This is a genomic window from Elstera sp. (assembly GCF_044372965.1).
Classification (GTDB): Bacteria; Pseudomonadota; Alphaproteobacteria; order Elsterales; family Elsteraceae; genus Elstera.
Map to the genome: position 1 here is coordinate 1 of NZ_JBILQX010000005.1, position 18,438 is coordinate 18,438.

Consider the following 18,438-nt stretch of genomic DNA (forward strand, 5'->3'; position numbering starts at 1 on the left):
TAGAAACATTTTCACGAACAAAAAGAGTTGGATCGGTTCCAAATCGGCGAATAATTTCGTCATAGATCGCTATAGCAGCCTCATTCTGGGGCGGTTGGAGAAGCGTTAGCATGCTCGCTTTATTATTTAGAGATACTGTAATTATTTCATGCAAATTTGGGTCTGCGGTGTAGCGGCGGTTGATTTCGTCATAGGCTGCGATTGCGGCTTGATATTTTCCCATAATTCCAAGCGTTGTCCCTTTACCGATAAGGGCACTTGCTACCTGCTTGCGTTGGCTTGGATCATTGCCAAACCGCTGGTCCACTTCCTCGAATGCCGTGATTGCGGCATCATATTGCGGTGGGGTCACTCGCCATAGGGTGTAGCCCTTGTCCGTAAGCGTTCTTGCGACTAGCTCTCGCAGAGTCGAGACAGTGCTGAAACGGCGCGTCACCTCCTCAAAAGTAGATACCGCCTCCTTGAAACGCTCTGCTCTTCCCAGGACCCAACCTTTCAAAGCTAAGGCGTGTGCAGTTTGCTCTGTAGTCTGTGTCGGTTGTGACAACCAGTTGTCCGTTAAGGCGAGGGCAGATTCGTAAGATTTCTGTTCGGTACGAGCAATGATAAGGACACGCCATTGGTCTGGAGTACGCTGTTTCTCAGATATATCTATAATTTTTAATAAGATTCTTTCCGCCGTTGGGGAGAGAGCTATTGCATTTTCGTCATATTGACTCGAGCGACTACGCTCCCATTTCTTAAGTAAATCCCTGATCTCGGCAATATCAGAAGAAAAAAGTGTTTCAACACTACTATGAAAATCTTTCTTTGCCTCGGGACTGCGCAAATACTCTTTAATGTTCTGCTCTGCTGCTAATTTAGCCTGTTCTGTGACTTTTATAACGGAATAAAGCCCTACGCCGAACAAGCCTGCTGTTAATAGTATGCTACCAAGCCCTAAAACAGAACTCATTTTGTTTGAAGCGCTTGAAATGGCATTGCTCGACGCGGCAACCTTGTTGGCCCCTTCGGTTAAAATAATAGATAAATCGCTAATCCTTTTATCTTGAGTGTCCAATCTCTCTTTTAGGGACTCAAGGACTGATTTCTCGACCGCCTTGATTGTTTCTGGCCATCCCTTCATCTCCTCTCTTAGCCGGTCGATGTCCTTTTCCAAATACCGAAGCTTAGTGTCTAACACAGTGTCAGCGGTCGCCGAGGTAGCAGCATCAGAGCGTCGAAACTGAAGAAATGTAGGAAAGCGCGCCATCATGACCTCTACTGGAAAATTGTTTTAAGGTGGTATCTGTGGCACTAGGCTCTTACCAAAATTAACCTTCCTTACTCCCCCGCCCCCCAAATCCCCCGCCCTTCCTTCCGCGCCGACGCCTCCGCACCCGCATACGCGCCTTTCGAATATTTCGCATAATCCCACGCCCAGCCGTTCGCCGCTTGGGAAAAGCTCAAATCCTGCCCGGCGGCGCAGCAGCGGGCGACGGTGCGACCGTGGTCGTCTGTGTCCACGGCGGCGCAGGCGATGTTGCGGCCTGCGACCAGGGATTGCAGCGCGTCTTGGGATTTGCGGTGGCCGGGGGTGCCGCTTTCGGGGGCGTTGATGCCCCAGAGGCGCACCAAATCGCCGCCCGAACAGCGCCGCCCGGTGAGATGTCCGCCCAAGTGGAGCGTGTCGCCATCGACCGCGCAGGCGGGGCCGGTCAGTTTGGCGTCGGTGGGGCAGGGGGCGCTGTCGTGTGTGCCGAACCATCCGGCGATCAATACCGCCAGCAAGGCGAGGGCCGACAGAAAACTGGGACGGGGAAGGCGCAACCCCCTGCGCGGCGGGGGCGGCGCGGGCACCTTGCCGCGTGGGGTCGAGGTTCTCCCCCCGCGCAGGCGGGCGAGGCGGCTAAGGGCGGCGTTGGGCGGCGGGCTCATGTTCATGATATAGCCCAAAATCTTCCCTGTCGGTACGCGAAAAACCATCAGGGCTGCACGGGTGTGGGTTGGTGGTGGGCGGCGGAGGCTCTATATCCTTAAAGGTCAAAGGAGATGTTCATGTCGGTGTCGCTCAAATCGTCGGGGGGTTTGCCAACCTGGGATCTGTCGGATCTCTATGCCGGGCCGACGGACCCCGCGCTGGATGCGGATTTCGCTTGGGCGCGCGGCCAGGCCGAGGCGCTGGTAGCGGAGGCGGAAGGCAAGCTTGCGGGCATCGCCTCGCCCGATTTTGCCGCCGTGCTGAAGCGCTATGAGGCGCTGGACGAGCGCCTGGGTAAAATCGGCTCCTACGCGCAGCTTCTCTACGCCCAAGACATGAGCAACCCCGATGTTGGGCGCTTTTACCAGTCGGTGCAGGAGCGGATTACCGAGATTGCCAGCCGTGTGCTGTTCTTCGGGCTGGAACTCAATCAGCTTGATGAAGCGGTGGTCGAAGGGCTGCTGACGGACCCCGCCGCCGCGCGCTACCGCCCGTGGATCGCCGCCACCCGCGCCTTCCGCCCGCATCAACTGCCCGACGCGCAGGAAAAGCTGCTGCTGGAGAAATCGCTCACCGGGCGGTCGGCCTGGGTGCGGCTGTTCGATGAAACGATGGCGGCCTTGCGCATTCCGCTCGATGGGCGCGAGTTGACCTCTACCGAAGTGCTGGCGCTGATGGTCTCGCCGGACCGTAAAATCCGCCAAGACGCAACCCAAGCCTTCGGCAAGGCGTTGGGGGAACAGACGCGCGTCTTCTCGCTCATCACCAATACGCTCGCCAAAGATAAGGAAGTGGAAGACCGCTGGCGCAAATACCCGCGCCCGATTTCCAGCCGGAATCTCGGCAACCGCGTGGAAGACGAGGTGGTTGCCGCGCTGATTTCCGCCGTCCGTGCCGCCTATCCGCGCCTCTCCCACCGCTATTATAAGCTGAAAGCCGGGTGGCTGGGCCTCAAGCAACTCGAAGCCTGGGACCGCAACGCCCCCCTGCCCGGCGCGCCGGATCGGCAGATTCCCTGGAGTGAGGCCACGCAAACCGTGCTGTCGGCCTACACGCAGTTTTCGCCCGATCTCGGCAAGGTGGCCGAACAATTCTTCGAGAAACCGTGGATCGATGCGCCCGTGCGGCCCGGCAAGGCCCCTGGGGCCTTCGCCCACCCCACGGTGCCCTCGGCCCATCCGTATTTGCTGGTGAATTATCAGGGCAAAGTGCGCGATGTGATGACGCTGGCGCATGAACTCGGCCACGGGGTTCACCAGGTGCTGGCGGGGCGGGAACAGGGGCATTTGCTGGCCGACACGCCCTTGACCCTCGCCGAAACCGCCTCGGTCTTCGGGGAAATGCTCACGTTCCGCGCGCTGCTGGCCGCTGAAAAAGACCCGGCGCAGCGGCGGTTCCTGCTGGCCTCCAAGGTCGAAGACATGCTGAACACGGTAGTTCGGCAAATCGCGCTGCATTCGTTTGAAGAGGCGGTGCATGATCGCCGCCGCGACGGCGAGTTGCTGCCCGATGATCTGTCGGAAATCTGGTTGCAAACCCAGCGCGATTGCCTGGGCGATGCGGTGCGGTTCGACGACAGCTATAAGAATTTCTGGGCCTATATTCCGCACTTCATCCATTCGCCCTTCTATGTCTACGCCTATGCCTATGGCGACTGTTTGGTGAACTCGCTTTATGCCGTCTATGCGAAGGCCGAAGACGGGTTCGCCGAACGCTATTTGACCCTGCTGAAGGCCGGGGGCTCCCAGCATCATTCGGCGCTGCTGGCTCCCTTTGGGCTGGATGCGCGCGACCCGGCCTTCTGGGATCGCGGCCTGCAAATGATCGCCGACTTCATTGACGAGCTAGAAGGGCTGCCCGCGCATGTCTGAGGAAAACAGCTTCGGCGGGCGCATGCGCCGCTACGCCACCGTCACCACCAAGATGAGCGGCGTCGCGGCGCGGCTCGCGGGTGAACGGTTCCTCGGCATCGGCATCGACCGCGATAAGCACGCCGCCGAACTCACCGCGATTCTGGGCGGCATCAAAGGCCCACTGATGAAAGTGGGGCAGTTGATCGCGGTGCTGCCGGACGTGCTGCCGGAAGAATATGCGCGCGAGCTTCGCCAGCTTCAGTCCGACGCGCCGGCGATGGGCTGGCCCTTTGTGAAGCGCCGCATGCAAGGCGAGCTTGGGCCGGGCTGGCAAAGCCGCTTTGCTGAGTTTGGGCAGGAGGCGGCCGCTGCCGCCTCCTTGGGCCAAGTCCATAAGGGAAGGCTGCACGATGGCCGCGCGGTGGCGGTGAAGCTGCAATATCCCGACATGGCGTCCGCCGTGGAAGCGGACCTGAAGCAGCTCAAACTGCTGCTCTCGCTTTATGAGCGGGCGGATAAGGCCATTTCGACCGGCGATATTCACCTTGAAATCGGCGACCGGCTGCGCGAGGAGCTGGATTACGACCGCGAGCGCCGCCATATCCACCTGTATCGGGAGATTCTGGCCGGGGAGCCGGGGGTTTCCGTCCCCGAGCCCATCAACGAGCTTTCGACCAAGCGCCTGCTGACGATGACCTGGCTCGACGGCGTGCCGCTGCTGTCGCTGAAGGATGCGCCGCTGGAACAGCGCAATCGCCTCGCCTATAACCTCTTCCGCGCCTGGTACGTGCCCTTCTACCGCTATGGCGTGATCCACGGCGACCCGCACCCCGGCAATTACGCCGCCCGCGCCGACGATGGGATTAACCTGCTCGATTTCGGCTGTATCCGCGTTTTCCCGCCGCGCTTCGTGAATGGCGTGATCGAGCTTTATCACGCGCTCGATACCGGCGACCGCGACCGGGCGATTGCAGCCTATGAAACCTGGGGCTTCACCAATCTCTCAAAGGAATTGGTGGATGTGCTGAACCAATGGGCCAGCTTCCTCTACGGTCCGATTCTTGAAAACCGCACGCGGCTGATCCAAGAGGCGGGCGGCACCGAATACGGTAAGGAAGTCGCGTCCAAGGTCCACGCCGAACTGCGCCGCCTGGGCGGGGTGAAGCCGCCGCGCGAGTTCGTGTTCATGGACCGCGCCGCGATTGGCTTAGGCTCGGTCTTCACCCATTTGCAGGCGGAGATCAACTGGTACGATTTGTTCCACGATCTCGCCGCCGATTTCGACGCGGACGCGCTGGCAGCGCGGCAGAGCGCGGCGCTGGCGGCGGCGGGGGTGCCGGAGGGGGTTTAGGGTGAAGTAGTAAAGTTTATAATTGCCCGCATCTGGGCCTGATTTAGAAAGAAATTCTCGTTACGGCACTGCCCCTGTCAACTGTCGAGGCAGTGCTCTCGGACGGCTAATATGGTAGGGATGATTTTCTTTAGAAATTGGTTGTTTGCGCGGTAATTTGATTTTATGTACATTGGCTTCTGACTTTGAGAGAGCTATCGCTTTAGTTATAAACTTGAAAGTTGAATTTATTTGGTTTATGCTGCTCATAATTTTTAAAATTCTGGAGCATTTTAGTATGTTTGGTTATTTTTAGGAAAAGACAGCAACGTCAGCCTAAAGGTAATCTAGTTTTCCGTTCTAACGAAGCAGCATTTCAAATGGCATGTAAGTTTGGGAACAACTCTCTGGATGATGAGAATTTAGTCGTTAGCATTGTTTTAAAGGGGGCTGGTGACGAGGTTTGCATAAAATTTGCGAATCAGAAAGATGACACTATACCATATGAGGAAGTTGATAAGTTGTTGTCTGTTGGTAGTGTTGAAAATATTTGCTTCTCTGCCCAAACTTTAAATGGAGTTCCGCCTTTAAAAAAAGGCGACTTGGTTATGTCTTTTGTGCCGAGAGGTCTTTTATTTCGTGGAGGTTCGTTTTTGCCTTCGGCTTTGATTGCGGCAAAAATTTCTCCGGAGATAAATAAAGCTGGTGGGTGGAAAGTGATAAGATAGTATTTAATATAATCTATATTTATTTTGCATCTGAGTTTTTTTGAATATTTTTTTAAATTTATTGAATTTTGTTATTTTTCATTCTTTCTTCATTGGGCTGTACGTCGAGCTTGTCGATTATCAGGATTATCACTGAGGGCATGACCATGATGCACACCCATCCCCATCCCGGCGAAATCCTCAAGGAAACCGTGTTTGCGCCGCTCAACCTCACGGTGACGGAGGCGGCGAGCAGGCTTTCCCTATCGCGGGTCGCCTTGTCGCGGGTGCTGAATGGCAAAGCGGGCATCAGCGCTGATTTGGCGATTCGCTTGGAAAAAGCGGGCGTGAGCACAGCGCGGTTTTGGGTCACGCTTCAGGCGAATTACGATCTTTGGGTGGCAATGCAGCGCGAACAGCCCCCGGTGCGGGCGTTGCAGGAGGTTGCGGCGTAGCGCTTCAAGCCGAAAACTTTGGGCTCCACCCCCGTGAGAGAGGGGGAGCCCTTTCCCTTACCCCGCCGCGATTTGCGTCTTGGCAACGCCCAGCAGCCGGTCCATCTCGGCGCGCAACTCATTCGCGCCGATGCTGATGCCCTTGGCGGCAAAATCACCCGCGACTTTTTCGAGCACGTCATCGTCGCCCGGACGGTCGAAGTCGGCGGCGACAACGGTTTTCGCATAGGCGTCCGCATCGGCCTCGCCGAGCTTTTCGGCGGCCCAAAGCCCGAACAGCTTGTTGCGCCGCGCGACCACCTTGAAGCGCAGGCTGTCATCCTGGGCGAATTGGGTTTCGAACGCTTTTTCCCGATCGCTAAAGCCGCTCATGGTGCTCCCCTGGCCTGGTTATCCTGCCGGGACACATAGGGTGCGCGGCAGAACAACGCAAGCGGTAGCGGCGCTTAGGTTCCCAGAATTTCGGCTTTGGCGACCGCGTGCAGGCGAATCAACTCTTCGCGCAGGCTCGCGGGTTCGGCGTGAACGCCGCGCGAGGCGAGATCATCGGCCACGCGCTCCAGAATATCCTCATCGCCGGGGTGCTCGATGTCGTAATCGATCAGGCCCTTGGCATACATATCGGCTTCTGCGGTGGGCAGGCCCATGCGCTCGGCGGCCCACAGCCCGAAGAGCTTATCCCGGCGCACGACCGCGCGGAAAGCCTGGTCTTGTTCCAGCGCGAAATGGGCTTCAAAGGCCCGTTCCCGATCTTCAAACTTGGTCATGGTTTGCTTTACTCCTGGGGGCGCGACCCCTGATGGTTGGTCTTTCGACTCCCTATCTGGAAAATAAGCTTAGCCTAGTCTTTGATGGAGCTCAAAGCTGGCAAATTATACGAGCTTGGCGTGAGGAGGGGTAAGCGATGTGTGTTGTGCTCGTATTGCGGCGTCCGGGGCACCGGTGGCCGCTGCTGATGGCGGCGAACCGTGAAGAAATGGCGGATCGGCCCTCGCGCCCGCCGGGGCGGCATTGGCCGGATCGGCCCGAGGTGCGCGCGGGCTATGATGAAAGTTCCGGCGGCTCCTGGCTGGGGATCAACGACTATGGCGTCACCGCAGCCCTACTCAACCGGCACGGCACGTTGGGGCCGCAGGCAGGCAAGCGCAGCCGGGGGGAATTGGTGTTGGATGCGCTCGACCATGCCGATGCGTCCGTTGCGGCGAAATCCTTGATCGATCTCGATCCGCGCGCCTATCGCGGTTTCAATCTGGTCCTAGCCGACGATCAAGACGCCTATTGGCTGCGCTCGGACGAGGAAAAACTGACCGTGGCCGAAATCCCCGAAGGATTTTCGATGTTCGGGGCCTGGGAGCGCAGTGATCCGGGGGATCCGCGCGTGAAACGGCATTTGACGCGCTTCATTGCCGCCCCCGTGCCGGATCCCGATAGCGGCGATTGGGGGGCGTGGCAGGCGCTCCTCGCCCAAGACGATAAGATTGATCCGCGCCAGGGGCTCACGCTGCATCTGCCCAATGGCTATGGTACGCGCGCGTCGAGCCTCATCGCGCTCCCCACCTTGGGCGATGGCCGACAGCCGGTATTTTTGCACGCGGATGGGCCGCCCGCGACGCACCCCTATGAACCCGTCGCATAGGCGGGTCGAGCCTTGGGCACCCTTGGGGGACGACGGGTAGATTGTATCGGCCTCCCCCCGCTGCTATAGAGACCCAACCGGATCGCCGCCGCTGGGGTTGGCGCGACCGGCGTGACCCCCGAAGGATGGTTTGATGGCGCGACGCAGGAAGATTTACGAAGGCAAAGCCAAAGTTCTGTTCGAAGGACCGGAACCCGGCACGATCGTGCAGTATTTCAAGGACGATGCGACCGCCTTCAATAATCAGAAAAAAGGCGTGATCAGCGGCAAGGGCGTGCTGAACAACCGGATTTCTGAATATCTGATGACGCGCCTCACTGAAATCGGCATTCCCACGCATTTCATTCGCGCGCTCAATATGCGTGAACAATTGGTGCGGCAGGTCGAAATTATTCCGATTGAAGTCGTCGTGCGCAATGTCGCGGCGGGCTCTATGTCCAAACGCCTCGGCATTCCCGAAGGCACGCCTTTGCCGCGCGCCATCATCGAATATTATTATAAGAACGATGAGCTGGGCGATCCGATGGTGTCGGAAGAGCATATCACCGCCTTCGGCTGGGCCAGCACGCAAGATATCGACGATATGATTCACCTGACGCTTCGGGTGAATGATTATCTTTTGGGGCTTTTCCTCGGCGTCGGCCTCAAGCTGATCGACTTCAAGCTGGAGTTTGGTCGCCTGTGGGAAGAAGAGGAAATGCGTATCGTTCTGGCCGATGAAATCAGCCCGGACAATTGCCGCCTCTGGGATGTAAAATCGAATCAGAAACTCGATAAGGACCGCTTCCGCCAGGATCTTGGCGGGGTGCAGGAAGCCTATCAGGAAGTCGCCCGCCGCTTGGGCGTGCTTCCGGTCGAGGTTGAGGGCGAGGCCAGCGAGGGCGAAGACCCGCGCCCGCCGCGCGTCGTAAACTAACGAAAATCCGAACCCGCCGGTCCTCCCGGCGGGTTTTGAGCTTTAGAACACTAAAATTTTGGAAGGATGGGGCGATGAAGGCGCGCGTACACGTTACCTTGAAGCAAGGCGTTCTCGACCCCCAGGGCCGGGCGATCCATCAGGCGCTCGAAACTTTGGGTTTTGAAGGCGTCGAGGACGTGCGCCAAGGCAAGTATATCGAACTTGACCTTGCCGAAACCGATGCCGCCAAGGCCGAAACCCTGGTGCGCGAAATCTGCGCGACGCTGCTCGCCAACCCGGTCATCGAATCCTATACCGTTTCGTTGCAGGATTAAGCGCCATGAAAAGCGCGATTCTGGTCTTCCCCGGCACCAACCGGGAGCATGACGCGGCAGCGGCCCTGCGCCAAATCTGCGGCTCGGAGCCTGCCTTCGTCTGGCACGGCGAAACGGAGCTTCCGGCGGGGCTCGATTTGATCGTTGTCCCCGGCGGGTTTTCCTACGGCGACTACCTGCGTTCGGGTGCCATGGCGGCGCAATCGCCGATCATGGGGGCCGTGAAGGCGGCGGCGGACAAGGGCGTCCACGTCCTCGGCGTCTGCAATGGCTTCCAGATCATCACCGAAGCCGGGCTGCTGCCGGGCGCGCTGATGCGCAACGCCTCGCTGAAGTTCGTCTGCCGCGATGTGTTCCTGTCGGTTGGAACGACGAATTCGGCCTTCACTTCGGCCCTGCACGTCGGCCAAGTGCTGCAAGTGCCGGTGGCCCATCACGACGGCAATTACTTCGCCGATGCGGCGACCCTCGACCAGCTTGAAGCCGAAGACCGCATCGCCTTTCGCTATTCAAGCCCCGATGGCGAGTTCGAGGAAGGCTGGAGCCCGAACGGCAGCCAGCGCGATATCGCCGGGATTCTGTCGGAAAACCGCCGCGTCCTTGGGCTGATGCCCCATCCTGAAAATGCCATTGATCCGCTGCTGGGATCGACCGACGGCGCGGGCCTGTTCCGCAGCCTCGTCCAATCCCTCGTCGGTTAAGGAGTTCGTCCCCGTGACTTCTCATCCCGTGACGGCAAATACGCTCGCCTTCGACACGCGCCCCGCGACCGAGGCTGACGCCACCGAGTTCGGCCTAAAAAAAGACGAATATCAACGCATTCTGACCCGCCTCGGGCGCACGCCGACCCTGGTGGAATTGGGCGTGTTCTCGGTGATGTGGTCGGAGCATTGCTCCTATAAATCCTCTCGGATTCACTTGAAGAAACTCCCGACGACCGCGCCCTGGGTCATCTGCGGGCCGGGCGAAAACGCGGGCGTTATTGATATTGGCGACGGCGACGCCGCCATCTTTAAGATCGAAAGCCATAATCACCCGAGCTTCATCGAACCCTATCAGGGGGCGGCGACCGGCGTGGGCGGCATTATGCGCGACGTTTTCACGATGGGCGCGCGCCCGATTGCCAACCTCAATGCTCTGCGCTTTGGCGATCCTGCCCACCCGAAAACCCGGCATTTGCTGGCGGGGGTTGTGTCGGGTATTGGCGGCTACGGTAACTGCATGGGCGTGCCCACGGTTGGCGGCGAAACGCAGTTTCACCCGGCCTATAACGGCAATATCCTGGTCAATGCCATGACGGTCGGCATTGCCAAGCAGGATAAGATTTTCTATTCGGCCGCCGCCGGTGTCGGCAATCAGGTGATCTACCTGGGGGCAAAGACGGGTCGCGACGGGATTCACGGCGCGACGATGGCCTCGGCGGAATTCACTGAGGAAGCCGAAAGCAAGCGCCCGACGGTGCAGGTCGGCGATCCCTTCACCGAAAAGCTGCTCCTCGAAGCCTGCCTGGAGTTGATGGCGACCGACGCGATCGTTGCCATTCAAGATATGGGGGCTGCGGGCCTCACCTCCTCCTCGGTCGAAATGGCGGGCAAGGGCAACCTTGGGATCGAGCTTGATCTCGATTTGGTTCCGACGCGCGAAACCGGCATGAGTGGCTATGAAATCATGCTCTCGGAAAGCCAGGAACGCATGTTGATGATCCTAAAGCCGGGATCGGAAGGCATCGCGCGGGCGATTTTCGAGAAATGGGGCCTGGATTTTGCCCCCATCGGTGTGCTGACCGATTCGGGCCATATTGTTCTAAAGAAATCGGGCGGCGTGATCTGCGATCTGCCGCTCTCGCCCCTGGTGGACGATGCACCGCTCTACGACCGGCCCTACGAGCCGACGCCATTGCAAGATGAGGTGCTGGCGGGCGAAGTCGAAGCGCCGGATTCGCTCACCGACGCGCTCATTACGCTGATGGGCACGCCGGATATGGCGTCGAAGCGCTGGATTTGGGAGCAGTACGATCACCTCGTTGGCGGCCATACCGTCCAGCGCCCCGGTGGCGATGCCGCCGTGGTGCGCCTGCCGGGCCAGAAAAAGGCGCTGGCGATGGTAACGGATTGCACGCCGCGCTATTGCTTCGCCGATCCGCATTTGGGCGGCAAGCAGGCCGTGGTCGAAAGCTGGCGCAATCTGACAGCGGTGGGCGCAACGCCGCTCGCCGTGACCAATAACCTCAACTTCGGCAATCCCGAGCGGCCCGAGATTATGGGCCAACTCGTCGGCTGCCTTGAAGGTATGGGCGAAGCCTGCCGGGCGCTCAATTACCCGATCATTTCGGGCAATGTGTCGCTTTACAATGAAACCAACGGCGAAGGCATTTTGCCGACTCCGGTGATCGGCGGCGTTGGGCTCTTGGCCGATGCGGCGCTCGCCATGGATATGGCGTTTAAGACCGAGGATGAAACCATCTTCGTGATCGGCGAAACGAAAGGCTGGCTGGGGAATTCCATTTACCTGCGCGAGCTGTGCGGGGCCGAAGCGGGGGCGCCGCCGCCGGTTGATCTCGCCCTGGAAAAGCGCCACGGCGATTTCGTCCGCGCGCTGATCCTTGAGAAACTCGTGACCGCCTGTCACGACGTCAGCGACGGCGGGTTGCTCGTCGCCGTGACCGAAATGGCGCTGGCCGGCGATATGGGGGCGGAAATCGATCTACCCGATACCGCGCCGCCGCACGCCATTGCCTTCGGCGAGGATCAAGGCCGCTATATCGTCACCACGGCGGATGCGGACACGTTGCGCCGCCGCGCCGCCGAGGCGAAGATTCCCTTGCTGGAACTTGGGCTGACCGGCGGTGACGCCATCATCATCAACGGCGAAGACGGCATCGATCTTGAAGATCTAATGATCGTTCACGAAAGTTGGTTGCCGGACTATATGGAAAATGGTCTTGGCAGCGACGATGAAGATGACAATCTGTATGCGGACGACGATTCGTCGGACGAGGAATAGGAGACCGCTCGAATGGCTATGGATGCTGCCACCATCGAAACTATGATCCGCGAGGCCCTGCCCGATGCACAGGTGAGCATTCAGGATCTGCGCGGCGATGGCGACCATTACGCCGCCCATGTGGTTTCCGCCGAGTTCCGGGGCAAGTCGCGCGTGCAGCAACATCAAATGGTCTATGCGGCCTTACGCGGCAAAATGGGGGGCGAGTTGCACGCGCTTGCCCTGCAAACCGCAACGCCCGACGCCTGATCTTACCTGAAAGGATAAAGCTATGACTGACGCAACCGTTCGGGACCGCATCCACCAGGAAGTGACTGGCAGCGATGTGGTTTTGTTTATGAAGGGCACGCCGGTTTTCCCGATGTGCGGTTTCTCTGCCGCCGTCGTGCAGGTTCTCAACCATTTGAACGTTCCGTTCAAAGGTATTGACGTTCTGCAAGACCCCGGTATTCGCCAAGGCATTAAGGATTACAGCGATTGGCCGACGATTCCGCAGCTCTATGTAAAGGGCGAATTTGTGGGCGGCTGCGATATTATCCGCGAAATGTTTGAAAGCGGCGAGTTGATCGAGCTGCTTAACACGCGCGGTATTAACGTTCAGGCGGCTTAGGTTTAGAGAAAAAGAGAGTGGTTTTCGCGCCACTCTCTTTTTTATTTTGTTAATAGAATTTTATTTAATTTGAATCAAAATAGTCTTGCCTGCACCTTAAAAGGTTAATCTTTTGCAGCGCGACAGTTTTTTCCCATCCGGTAGGCGGCTTTTAGCTGGATTGCTCGTCTTCCTTCGCTACACTGAGGCCCATGGTTGCCCAACCCTCCCTCTCGCAAGTGGCGGATTCAGGCCCGTCCGGCAATTCTTGCCGCCGCCTATGATCGGCTGCCGGTGGCTATGCTGTGTGTGCGTGACAAGGATATTCTCTACGCCAATGGGGCGGCAGCGACTCTCTTGGGTGTGTCTGCCGTCAGCCTGAAGGGTCGGGCCCTGGCGCCGCTGCTGAAACCGGACGATCCGGACGCGATCGATCTTGGTCGCATGTCCCGCGCCGATCCGTTGGAAACACTCGCCATTCCCCACGCGGGCGGCGATAGCTGCGGTGCCCTCTGCGACGTTTCGGTTTCCCCAGCCCCCACGGGGCGGGCGGGAGACTGGCTGCTTTGCCTGCGCCCACTTGGGCCGGGTGGGTGCATTCTGGGGCCGATCACTGATCAGGGTTCGATTTTAGCGCATCTGTTGGATGCGGTTGGCGATGCGGTGCTCGTCGTCGGCAATGACGGGCGGATTATCGATCTCAACAAGGGCGCGCAGCGGGTCTTTGCGATGGATCGGGAGCCGGCGCGCGGCATGTCCATCTGGCCGCTGCTGGCGCCGACGCTGTTCGAGGGGGAGGATACCCTCCCGGAAGCCTCGGTTCAGATGCTGCTGCGCGCGGTGCCGCGCAGTACGCTGGGCACCGGGCGGTCGATGACGCTGTCCCGCGCCGATGGCATTAGCTTCCCCGGCGAGATCGCCATTACGCCGCTGCCCTTACCGGGCTGTTCGGCGCATCTCATTACCGTGCGCGACGTCTCGGACCGTAAACGCATCGAAAGCCGCTTGGAGCGGCTGGCGCTTTACGATCCGCTCACGCGCTTGCCCAATCGGGTCAAGGTGCTGCAGCATCTGGAACGGCTTGTCGCGCAATCGCCCTTGGGCACGATTGTGGCGGTTGCCATCGATGTCGATCATTTTAAGTATGTGAACGATTTCTTCGGTCATGGCCCTGGCGACCGGCTGCTGCAGGCGGTCGGCGGGCGCTTGGGCGGTGATCTTGAGGAAGGCGATTTGCTCGGCCACCTCGGCGGCGATGATTTTGTCATCGTTTCGGCGACCGCTGACCCGATTGCGACGATTGACCGGTTGGCCCGGCGGGTGGAGGAAGCGTCGGCGCGCACGTTCCTCATCGACCAATCGGAACTGTTTATCTCGCTGTCGCAAGGCATCGCCCTTTACCCCGATCACGCAACCGACCCATCGAACCTGCTGACGGCCGCCCAGGCGGCGACCTATGAGGCGAAGGAAGCGGGGCGGGCGACGACGGTGATCTATTCCGAACGGGTGCGCGACCGGCGCGCCGGTCGGCTGGCGATTGAAACCGATCTGCGCCGCGCCGTGGAGCGGGGGGAACTTTCGATTGAGTATCAACCCCGCTTAGGCGTGGCCGATCACAAGCTGCTGGGCATGGAAGCTTTGCTGCGCTGGGATCACCCGGACATGGGCCGTATCCCGCCGTCGCATTTCATTCCGATTGCCGAGGAATCGGGGCTGATCGTGCCGATTGGTCACTGGGTTCTGGAAACGGCGTGTAAGCAGGCGCGTTTGTGGACGCAAGCCGGATTCCCTGACCTTAAAATCGCGATTAATCTCTCGGTGCGGCAGTTCCGCGACGCGGGCTTGCTAATGAAGGTTGTCGAAGCGATCAATACCTCTGGCCTACCTGCGGCTAATCTGGAGCTTGAGATTACCGAAAGCGGGCTGATGAGCGATCTCGACCGCGCGATTGACCTTTTGCAAGATTTGAAGCAACTCGGCATAACCATCGCCATCGACGATTTCGGCACCGGCTATTCCTCGCTCTCCTACCTCAAGCGTCTGCCGATCGATCTCTTGAAGATCGACCGTAGTTTTATTGCTGGCCTCTCAGAAAATGCCGATGACCGCGCGATTTGTCAGGCGATTGTATCAATGGCCGCCAGCTTGGAGCTTGAAACCGTCGCCGAAGGGGTCGAAACCGAAGGTCAGTTTGAGTGTTTGCGCCAGATCGGTTGCCACGAGGTTCAAGGCTTTTTCTTCGCGCGACCACTCACGGTCGACGAGTTTTCAGACTATCTTGCGCAACGACGGATTTGACGTTTGTTTGCGGGCGTAAGCCCCTCGCCAGCGCCGCCGAATTGCGCTATCCCTGACATAAGCAGAATAAAATTCGGCAGGGTCTCCTATGGGCAAATCGCCACGCAAGTTGGATCGGACCGATCTGAAAATCCTCAGTCTCCTGCAGACCGAGGGGAGGATTACCAATCTCAAGCTGGCCGAAAAAGTGGGCCTGTCGCCCAGCCCTTGCCTGGAACGGGTGAAGCGGCTGGAGGCCGCGGGCTATATCAACCGCTATTCCGCCGAAATTGATCTCGATTTATTGTGTCGAAATGTTCTGGTTTTTGCCGAAGTAACGCTGAAGAATCAAAGAAGTGAAGATTATGAGCGATTTGAAACAGTAATTGCTAAGATACCTGAGATCATCGAAGCCTACTCGATTGGCGGTGGCTATGATTATCTTCTAAAATTTGTCTGTGGTGATGTGCGGGACTATCAAATTCTCAGCGAAAAAATGATTAATTCGGATATGGGGATTGATAAATTCTTTAGTCATATCGTCATTAAGCCAGTAAAATCCTATGCAGGAATGCCCTTGGCGCATCTCATCGATAAAGACACGAATCCGTCCATCATTCTGTCCTGATGTTAAGTCTTTAGGATAGTTTCACCTGACCGTAGGATGCGACTGTAATCAGGCTACGGGTTTTGCGCTAAAATTTGGTCTGAAGCGGCCCTATTGCCCGATTCTCAAAACTGAGTGACAGAAGAATGTAGCGATGATACATTCAACCCACGTCAATCGGTCGGCAATCCTCCCCTCCCCGTCGGCCGGTTGCGCGGGTGCTTTCGGGCAAGAGCGCCTGCAAAATTGAAACGGCTGAAGCGTGGGCAACGCTTCGGCCGTTTTTCTTGCCCCAGTTAGTTAGGCTGCGACGCGCTGATCGCCAAAGCTGGGGATGAGCCCAGCCATTCGACCGAAATGCTCCAAATCCTGGCACTCGACATCGAGCAAATCACCGCTACGACGATACCAGCTTGCAATCGCCTCCACCCTAATCCGTTGGGTGGCGTCGAGCGCGGGGGAGGCTAACAACCCGTCAATTAGCGGATGGCCGGTTTCAACCTCGACAACCGTCGCTGCCGGGGGCTCCGCCGGGCTGTGCGCGGGGGGGAGGGGCGCTACGGCCTCGGGCGTCGGTTCGGCGGGCTTGCGGCTCGCGGCGTCTTCGCGCAGACGGGCGAGGGTCTGCCAATGGTGGGCGGCGCGCTCGGCGGCGACCCGGCGCCGAGTTTCTGCCGCCAGTTGCCGCCCCAGATCGATCAAGCTGCGCCAGCCTTTGGCAGGCGCTTGCAGAATAACCTCGTCCCAGCTTAATCCAGCAACGCGCACAAGGCGGGAGGCGGCGCGCGCGGCGGCCAAAACCTCCGCGTCCTGATCGCTTTCAAGGCGCGCCAGCAGCTTGGGCAGCCGCGCCAAATCACCCGCCTGATCCTGCGATCCGTGCCGCGCCATGCCCGATCTCCTGTTGCTTATTTCGGAACAAACCCCGAACCTGTTCTCTGAGAATGCCGCTGGTTCAGGGGCTTGTCAACCGATCTTCAACAGATGTCAGACGGTTTGTATTACGTGGGGGCGGCCAGGAGATTCGGGCGCGACAGAACCCGTTCGGCGGGTAGTACCACGGTAATCGTCGTGCCCACATTCAGCGCCGTCTCAATCAGAAGCGTGCCGCCGTGCAGTTCCACCAGCGATTTCACGAGCGGTAGCCCAAGGCCGGTGCCTTGGAATTTGCGCGACAGGCTATTGTCCAACTGGCGGAAGGGCGTCAGCGCAATCGGCACTTCGGCGGGGTCCATGCCGATCCCGGTATCGGCGACGTGCAGAGCAAGGCCGCCCGTTTCCAGAAGCTCGACGCGGGTGGTAATGGTGCCACCCGCGTCGGTAAACTTCACCGCGTTGGAGAGAAGGTTCAGTAAAATCTGGCGCAACAGCCGTCCATCGGCATAAACGCTCGGCATTTGTTGCGGAAGCTCAGTGTGCAGCGACAGGCCTGCCCGGGCGGCGCGGTGTTGCAGCAAGCGGGCGACCGATTGAATGATGCGGGCGAGATCAAGGTCTTCCTCGTTCAACTCCACCTTGCCGGATTCGATTTTGGAGAGATCGAGGATATCGTTGATGACTTCCAGCAGATGCGCGCCGCTCTCGCGGATATCGCGGGCATAGTCCAGATAGCGGGGGTTGCCGATGGGGCCGAAGAGTTGCCCTTCCATAATTTCGGCAAAACCGATGACGGCATTGAGCGGCGTGCGCAGCTCGTGGCTCATATTAGCCAGGAAGACGGTTTTGGCGCGGTTGGCGGCAAAGGCTTCTTCCATCGCCGTACGCATCTTTTCTTCACTGCGCTTGCGATGGGTAATATCGATATGGGTGAAGACGAAGCCGAGGCCGGGGGTGAAGCGCCGGTAGGTTTCGATGATTTTATCCGAAAGGATCGTCCATTCGATCCGCTCGGGCCCATTCGGCGGCAGGCTGGTCATTTGCTGCTGCACGATGGTCTCAGGATCGCCAATACCATAGTCGCCGCGCTTGGCAAAATAGCGCACCAGATCGGCATAGGGCATGCCGGGTTTGATGACGCCATTCGGCAGATCGAAAATACCGTGCAGCAGCCGGTTCCAGTGGCGAATCTTCAGATCTTCATCCACGAGCAGCACGGAAGTTGCGACGTTATCGATGGTCAAACGCAGCAGGGCGGTTTGCCGGGCCAGTTCCATTTCGCGCTGCCGTAGGCGCGTGAGGTTCGAGGCTGCGCCGCGCCAGCCGAGAATCGCGCCGTCGCTCCCTAAAATCGGCCGCCCGGACGAGCGAACATAGGCCAACGTGCCGTTGGCGCGGCGGACAGAATAGAGGAAATTATCGAAAGGGCGTCCAGCGGCTATATCTTCCGCATGGCGGCGCCAATGGGCTTGGTCGGTATCATCGGCGGTCAGATCCTGCCTGCGCTTGCCGTAGGGGAGGCGGTCGGGGCCTTCCACGTCCGGCACGGCCGACTGCGCGCCGCGTTCGAACCGAACAAAGCGCCCCTCGGCATCCATCTCCCAGTACCAATCTGCGCTACACGCCAGGAAATCCTGATACTTGGCTTCAAGAACCCGCTGGGCTTCCCGCACGCGGCCCATTTGTCGCCGCAGAGAGAGCCCCCAGGCCGCCAAGACCGTAGCGATGATCGCTATACCGAGAAACGCGATAAATGCAGCACTTGTCCCCACGTTCAGCACCGCCTGCCATCAAAAAATGTCAGCGGGCGGCCCAACGCCCGTACGACAAGGTCAACTCACTTCTCCCCGCAACAAGCATACCTGATCCGATGGGGGGGCGCGAGTCTAGGACCGCAACGGCGGAAAGATTT

Annotated in this window: 19 protein-coding genes; 13 read left to right on the forward strand and 6 right to left on the reverse strand. The window is 58.8% G+C overall.

What is annotated here, in order from left to right; genetic code table 11:
- Together ACIQ36_RS01490 and ACIQ36_RS01495 are read right to left on the reverse strand one after the other, a co-directional pair.
- Nucleotides 1–1,255, reverse strand: a 1,255-nt coding sequence (locus ACIQ36_RS01490; protein WP_395824774.1) for a tetratricopeptide repeat protein, incomplete at its 3' end; no start/stop codon positions are given.
- A gap of 68 nt (nucleotides 1,256–1,323) precedes the next feature.
- A complete protein-coding gene (locus tag ACIQ36_RS01495; RefSeq protein WP_395824777.1) occupies nucleotides 1,324–1,917 on the reverse strand; it encodes a thermonuclease family protein in 594 nt (197 codons plus the stop codon).
- A gap of 120 nt (nucleotides 1,918–2,037) precedes the next feature.
- Between ACIQ36_RS01495 and ACIQ36_RS01500 the strand changes: the two genes are divergently transcribed.
- The 4 genes from ACIQ36_RS01500 to ACIQ36_RS01515 all read left to right on the forward strand — a co-directional run bounded on the left by ACIQ36_RS01500 (nucleotide 2,038) and on the right by ACIQ36_RS01515 (nucleotide 6,305).
- Nucleotides 2,038–3,831, forward strand: a complete 1,794-nt coding sequence (locus ACIQ36_RS01500) for a M3 family oligoendopeptidase (protein WP_395824780.1) — start codon at nucleotides 2,038–2,040, stop codon at nucleotides 3,829–3,831.
- Entirely contained in the window at nucleotides 3,824–5,164 is a 1,341-nt protein-coding gene (locus tag ACIQ36_RS01505; protein WP_395824783.1) for an ABC1 kinase family protein, read from the forward strand. The genes ACIQ36_RS01500 and ACIQ36_RS01505 overlap by 8 nt, the downstream gene beginning before the upstream one ends.
- A 281-nt stretch (nucleotides 5,165–5,445) precedes the next feature.
- Nucleotides 5,446–5,871: a hypothetical protein gene (locus tag ACIQ36_RS01510; protein ID WP_395824786.1), complete on the forward strand. Its 426-nt coding sequence runs from the start codon at nucleotides 5,446–5,448 to the stop codon at nucleotides 5,869–5,871.
- A 146-nt stretch (nucleotides 5,872–6,017) separates the two neighbouring features.
- Entirely contained in the window at nucleotides 6,018–6,305 is a 288-nt protein-coding gene (locus ACIQ36_RS01515; RefSeq protein WP_395824789.1) for a HigA family addiction module antitoxin, read from the forward strand.
- A 57-nt stretch (nucleotides 6,306–6,362) separates the two neighbouring features.
- Here ACIQ36_RS01515 and ACIQ36_RS01520 read toward each other — a convergent pair whose 3' ends face one another.
- Together ACIQ36_RS01520 and ACIQ36_RS01525 are read right to left on the reverse strand one after the other, a co-directional pair.
- Nucleotides 6,363–6,677, reverse strand: coding sequence for a DUF1476 domain-containing protein (locus ACIQ36_RS01520; protein ID WP_395824792.1), 315 nt, complete (start codon nucleotides 6,675–6,677; stop codon nucleotides 6,363–6,365).
- 74 nt (nucleotides 6,678–6,751) lie between these two features.
- On the reverse strand, nucleotides 6,752–7,072 hold the full coding sequence (locus tag ACIQ36_RS01525) for a DUF1476 domain-containing protein (RefSeq protein WP_395824795.1): 321 nt from the start codon (nucleotides 7,070–7,072) through the stop codon (nucleotides 6,752–6,754).
- 137 nt (nucleotides 7,073–7,209) lie between these two features.
- Between ACIQ36_RS01525 and ACIQ36_RS01530 the strand changes: the two genes are divergently transcribed.
- The 9 genes from ACIQ36_RS01530 (at nucleotide 7,210) to ACIQ36_RS01570 (ending at nucleotide 15,671) form a co-directional block, all read left to right on the forward strand.
- Nucleotides 7,210–7,941: an NRDE family protein gene (locus ACIQ36_RS01530; protein WP_395824798.1), complete on the forward strand. Its 732-nt coding sequence runs from the start codon at nucleotides 7,210–7,212 to the stop codon at nucleotides 7,939–7,941.
- A gap of 133 nt (nucleotides 7,942–8,074) precedes the next feature.
- On the forward strand, nucleotides 8,075–8,857 hold the full coding sequence (gene purC / locus ACIQ36_RS01535) for a phosphoribosylaminoimidazolesuccinocarboxamide synthase (protein WP_395824800.1): 783 nt from the start codon (nucleotides 8,075–8,077) through the stop codon (nucleotides 8,855–8,857).
- Nucleotides 8,858–8,931: 74 nt separating this feature from the next.
- Nucleotides 8,932–9,174 (forward strand): phosphoribosylformylglycinamidine synthase subunit PurS, encoded by a 243-nt coding sequence (gene purS / locus ACIQ36_RS01540; protein WP_395824803.1) that lies wholly within the window; start codon nucleotides 8,932–8,934, stop codon nucleotides 9,172–9,174.
- 5 nt (nucleotides 9,175–9,179) lie between these two features.
- Entirely contained in the window at nucleotides 9,180–9,875 is a 696-nt protein-coding gene (gene purQ / locus ACIQ36_RS01545; RefSeq protein ID WP_395824806.1) for a phosphoribosylformylglycinamidine synthase subunit PurQ, read from the forward strand.
- A gap of 28 nt (nucleotides 9,876–9,903) precedes the next feature.
- A complete protein-coding gene (gene purL, locus ACIQ36_RS01550; RefSeq protein ID WP_395824925.1) occupies nucleotides 9,904–12,177 on the forward strand; it encodes a phosphoribosylformylglycinamidine synthase subunit PurL in 2,274 nt (757 codons plus the stop codon).
- 12 nt (nucleotides 12,178–12,189) lie between these two features.
- On the forward strand, nucleotides 12,190–12,426 hold the full coding sequence (locus ACIQ36_RS01555; protein WP_045774568.1) for a BolA family protein: 237 nt from the start codon (nucleotides 12,190–12,192) through the stop codon (nucleotides 12,424–12,426).
- Nucleotides 12,427–12,448: 22 nt separating this feature from the next.
- On the forward strand, nucleotides 12,449–12,787 hold the full coding sequence (grxD, locus tag ACIQ36_RS01560) for a Grx4 family monothiol glutaredoxin (protein WP_395824809.1): 339 nt from the start codon (nucleotides 12,449–12,451) through the stop codon (nucleotides 12,785–12,787).
- A 195-nt stretch (nucleotides 12,788–12,982) separates the two neighbouring features.
- Nucleotides 12,983–15,064: a putative bifunctional diguanylate cyclase/phosphodiesterase gene (locus ACIQ36_RS01565; RefSeq protein WP_395824812.1), complete on the forward strand. Its 2,082-nt coding sequence runs from the start codon at nucleotides 12,983–12,985 to the stop codon at nucleotides 15,062–15,064.
- Between the two features lie 88 nt (nucleotides 15,065–15,152).
- Entirely contained in the window at nucleotides 15,153–15,671 is a 519-nt protein-coding gene (locus ACIQ36_RS01570) for an Lrp/AsnC family transcriptional regulator (RefSeq protein WP_395824815.1), read from the forward strand.
- 279 nt (nucleotides 15,672–15,950) lie between these two features.
- Here ACIQ36_RS01570 and ACIQ36_RS01575 read toward each other — a convergent pair whose 3' ends face one another.
- Nucleotides 15,951–16,541: a hypothetical protein gene (locus tag ACIQ36_RS01575; protein ID WP_395824818.1), complete on the reverse strand. Its 591-nt coding sequence runs from the start codon at nucleotides 16,539–16,541 to the stop codon at nucleotides 15,951–15,953.
- Nucleotides 16,542–16,651: 110 nt separating this feature from the next.
- Nucleotides 16,652–18,298: an ATP-binding protein gene (locus ACIQ36_RS01580; protein WP_395824821.1), complete on the reverse strand. Its 1,647-nt coding sequence runs from the start codon at nucleotides 18,296–18,298 to the stop codon at nucleotides 16,652–16,654.
- Between the last annotated feature and the right edge of the window lie 140 nt (nucleotides 18,299–18,438).

What these genes read in the sequence shown, in the direction of transcription:
- ACIQ36_RS01495 (WP_395824777.1), bottom strand. Translation starts at nt 1,917, where the DNA reads ATGAGCCCGCCGCCCAACGCCGCCCTTAGCCGCCTCGCCCGCCTGCGC.
- ACIQ36_RS01500 (WP_395824780.1), top strand. Translation starts at nt 2,038, where the DNA reads ATGTCGGTGTCGCTCAAATCGTCGGGGGGTTTGCCAACCTGGGATCTG.
- ACIQ36_RS01505 (WP_395824783.1), top strand. Translation starts at nt 3,824, where the DNA reads ATGTCTGAGGAAAACAGCTTCGGCGGGCGCATGCGCCGCTACGCCACC.
- ACIQ36_RS01515 (WP_395824789.1), top strand. Translation starts at nt 6,018, where the DNA reads ATGATGCACACCCATCCCCATCCCGGCGAAATCCTCAAGGAAACCGTG.
- ACIQ36_RS01520 (WP_395824792.1), bottom strand. Translation starts at nt 6,677, where the DNA reads ATGAGCGGCTTTAGCGATCGGGAAAAAGCGTTCGAAACCCAATTCGCC.
- ACIQ36_RS01525 (WP_395824795.1), bottom strand. Translation starts at nt 7,072, where the DNA reads ATGACCAAGTTTGAAGATCGGGAACGGGCCTTTGAAGCCCATTTCGCG.
- ACIQ36_RS01530 (WP_395824798.1), top strand. Translation starts at nt 7,210, where the DNA reads ATGTGTGTTGTGCTCGTATTGCGGCGTCCGGGGCACCGGTGGCCGCTG.
- purC (WP_395824800.1), top strand. Translation starts at nt 8,075, where the DNA reads ATGGCGCGACGCAGGAAGATTTACGAAGGCAAAGCCAAAGTTCTGTTC.
- purS (WP_395824803.1), top strand. Translation starts at nt 8,932, where the DNA reads ATGAAGGCGCGCGTACACGTTACCTTGAAGCAAGGCGTTCTCGACCCC.
- purQ (WP_395824806.1), top strand. Translation starts at nt 9,180, where the DNA reads ATGAAAAGCGCGATTCTGGTCTTCCCCGGCACCAACCGGGAGCATGAC.
- ACIQ36_RS01555 (WP_045774568.1), top strand. Translation starts at nt 12,190, where the DNA reads ATGGCTATGGATGCTGCCACCATCGAAACTATGATCCGCGAGGCCCTG.
- grxD (WP_395824809.1), top strand. Translation starts at nt 12,449, where the DNA reads ATGACTGACGCAACCGTTCGGGACCGCATCCACCAGGAAGTGACTGGC.
- ACIQ36_RS01570 (WP_395824815.1), top strand. Translation starts at nt 15,153, where the DNA reads ATGGGCAAATCGCCACGCAAGTTGGATCGGACCGATCTGAAAATCCTC.
- ACIQ36_RS01575 (WP_395824818.1), bottom strand. Translation starts at nt 16,541, where the DNA reads ATGGCGCGGCACGGATCGCAGGATCAGGCGGGTGATTTGGCGCGGCTG.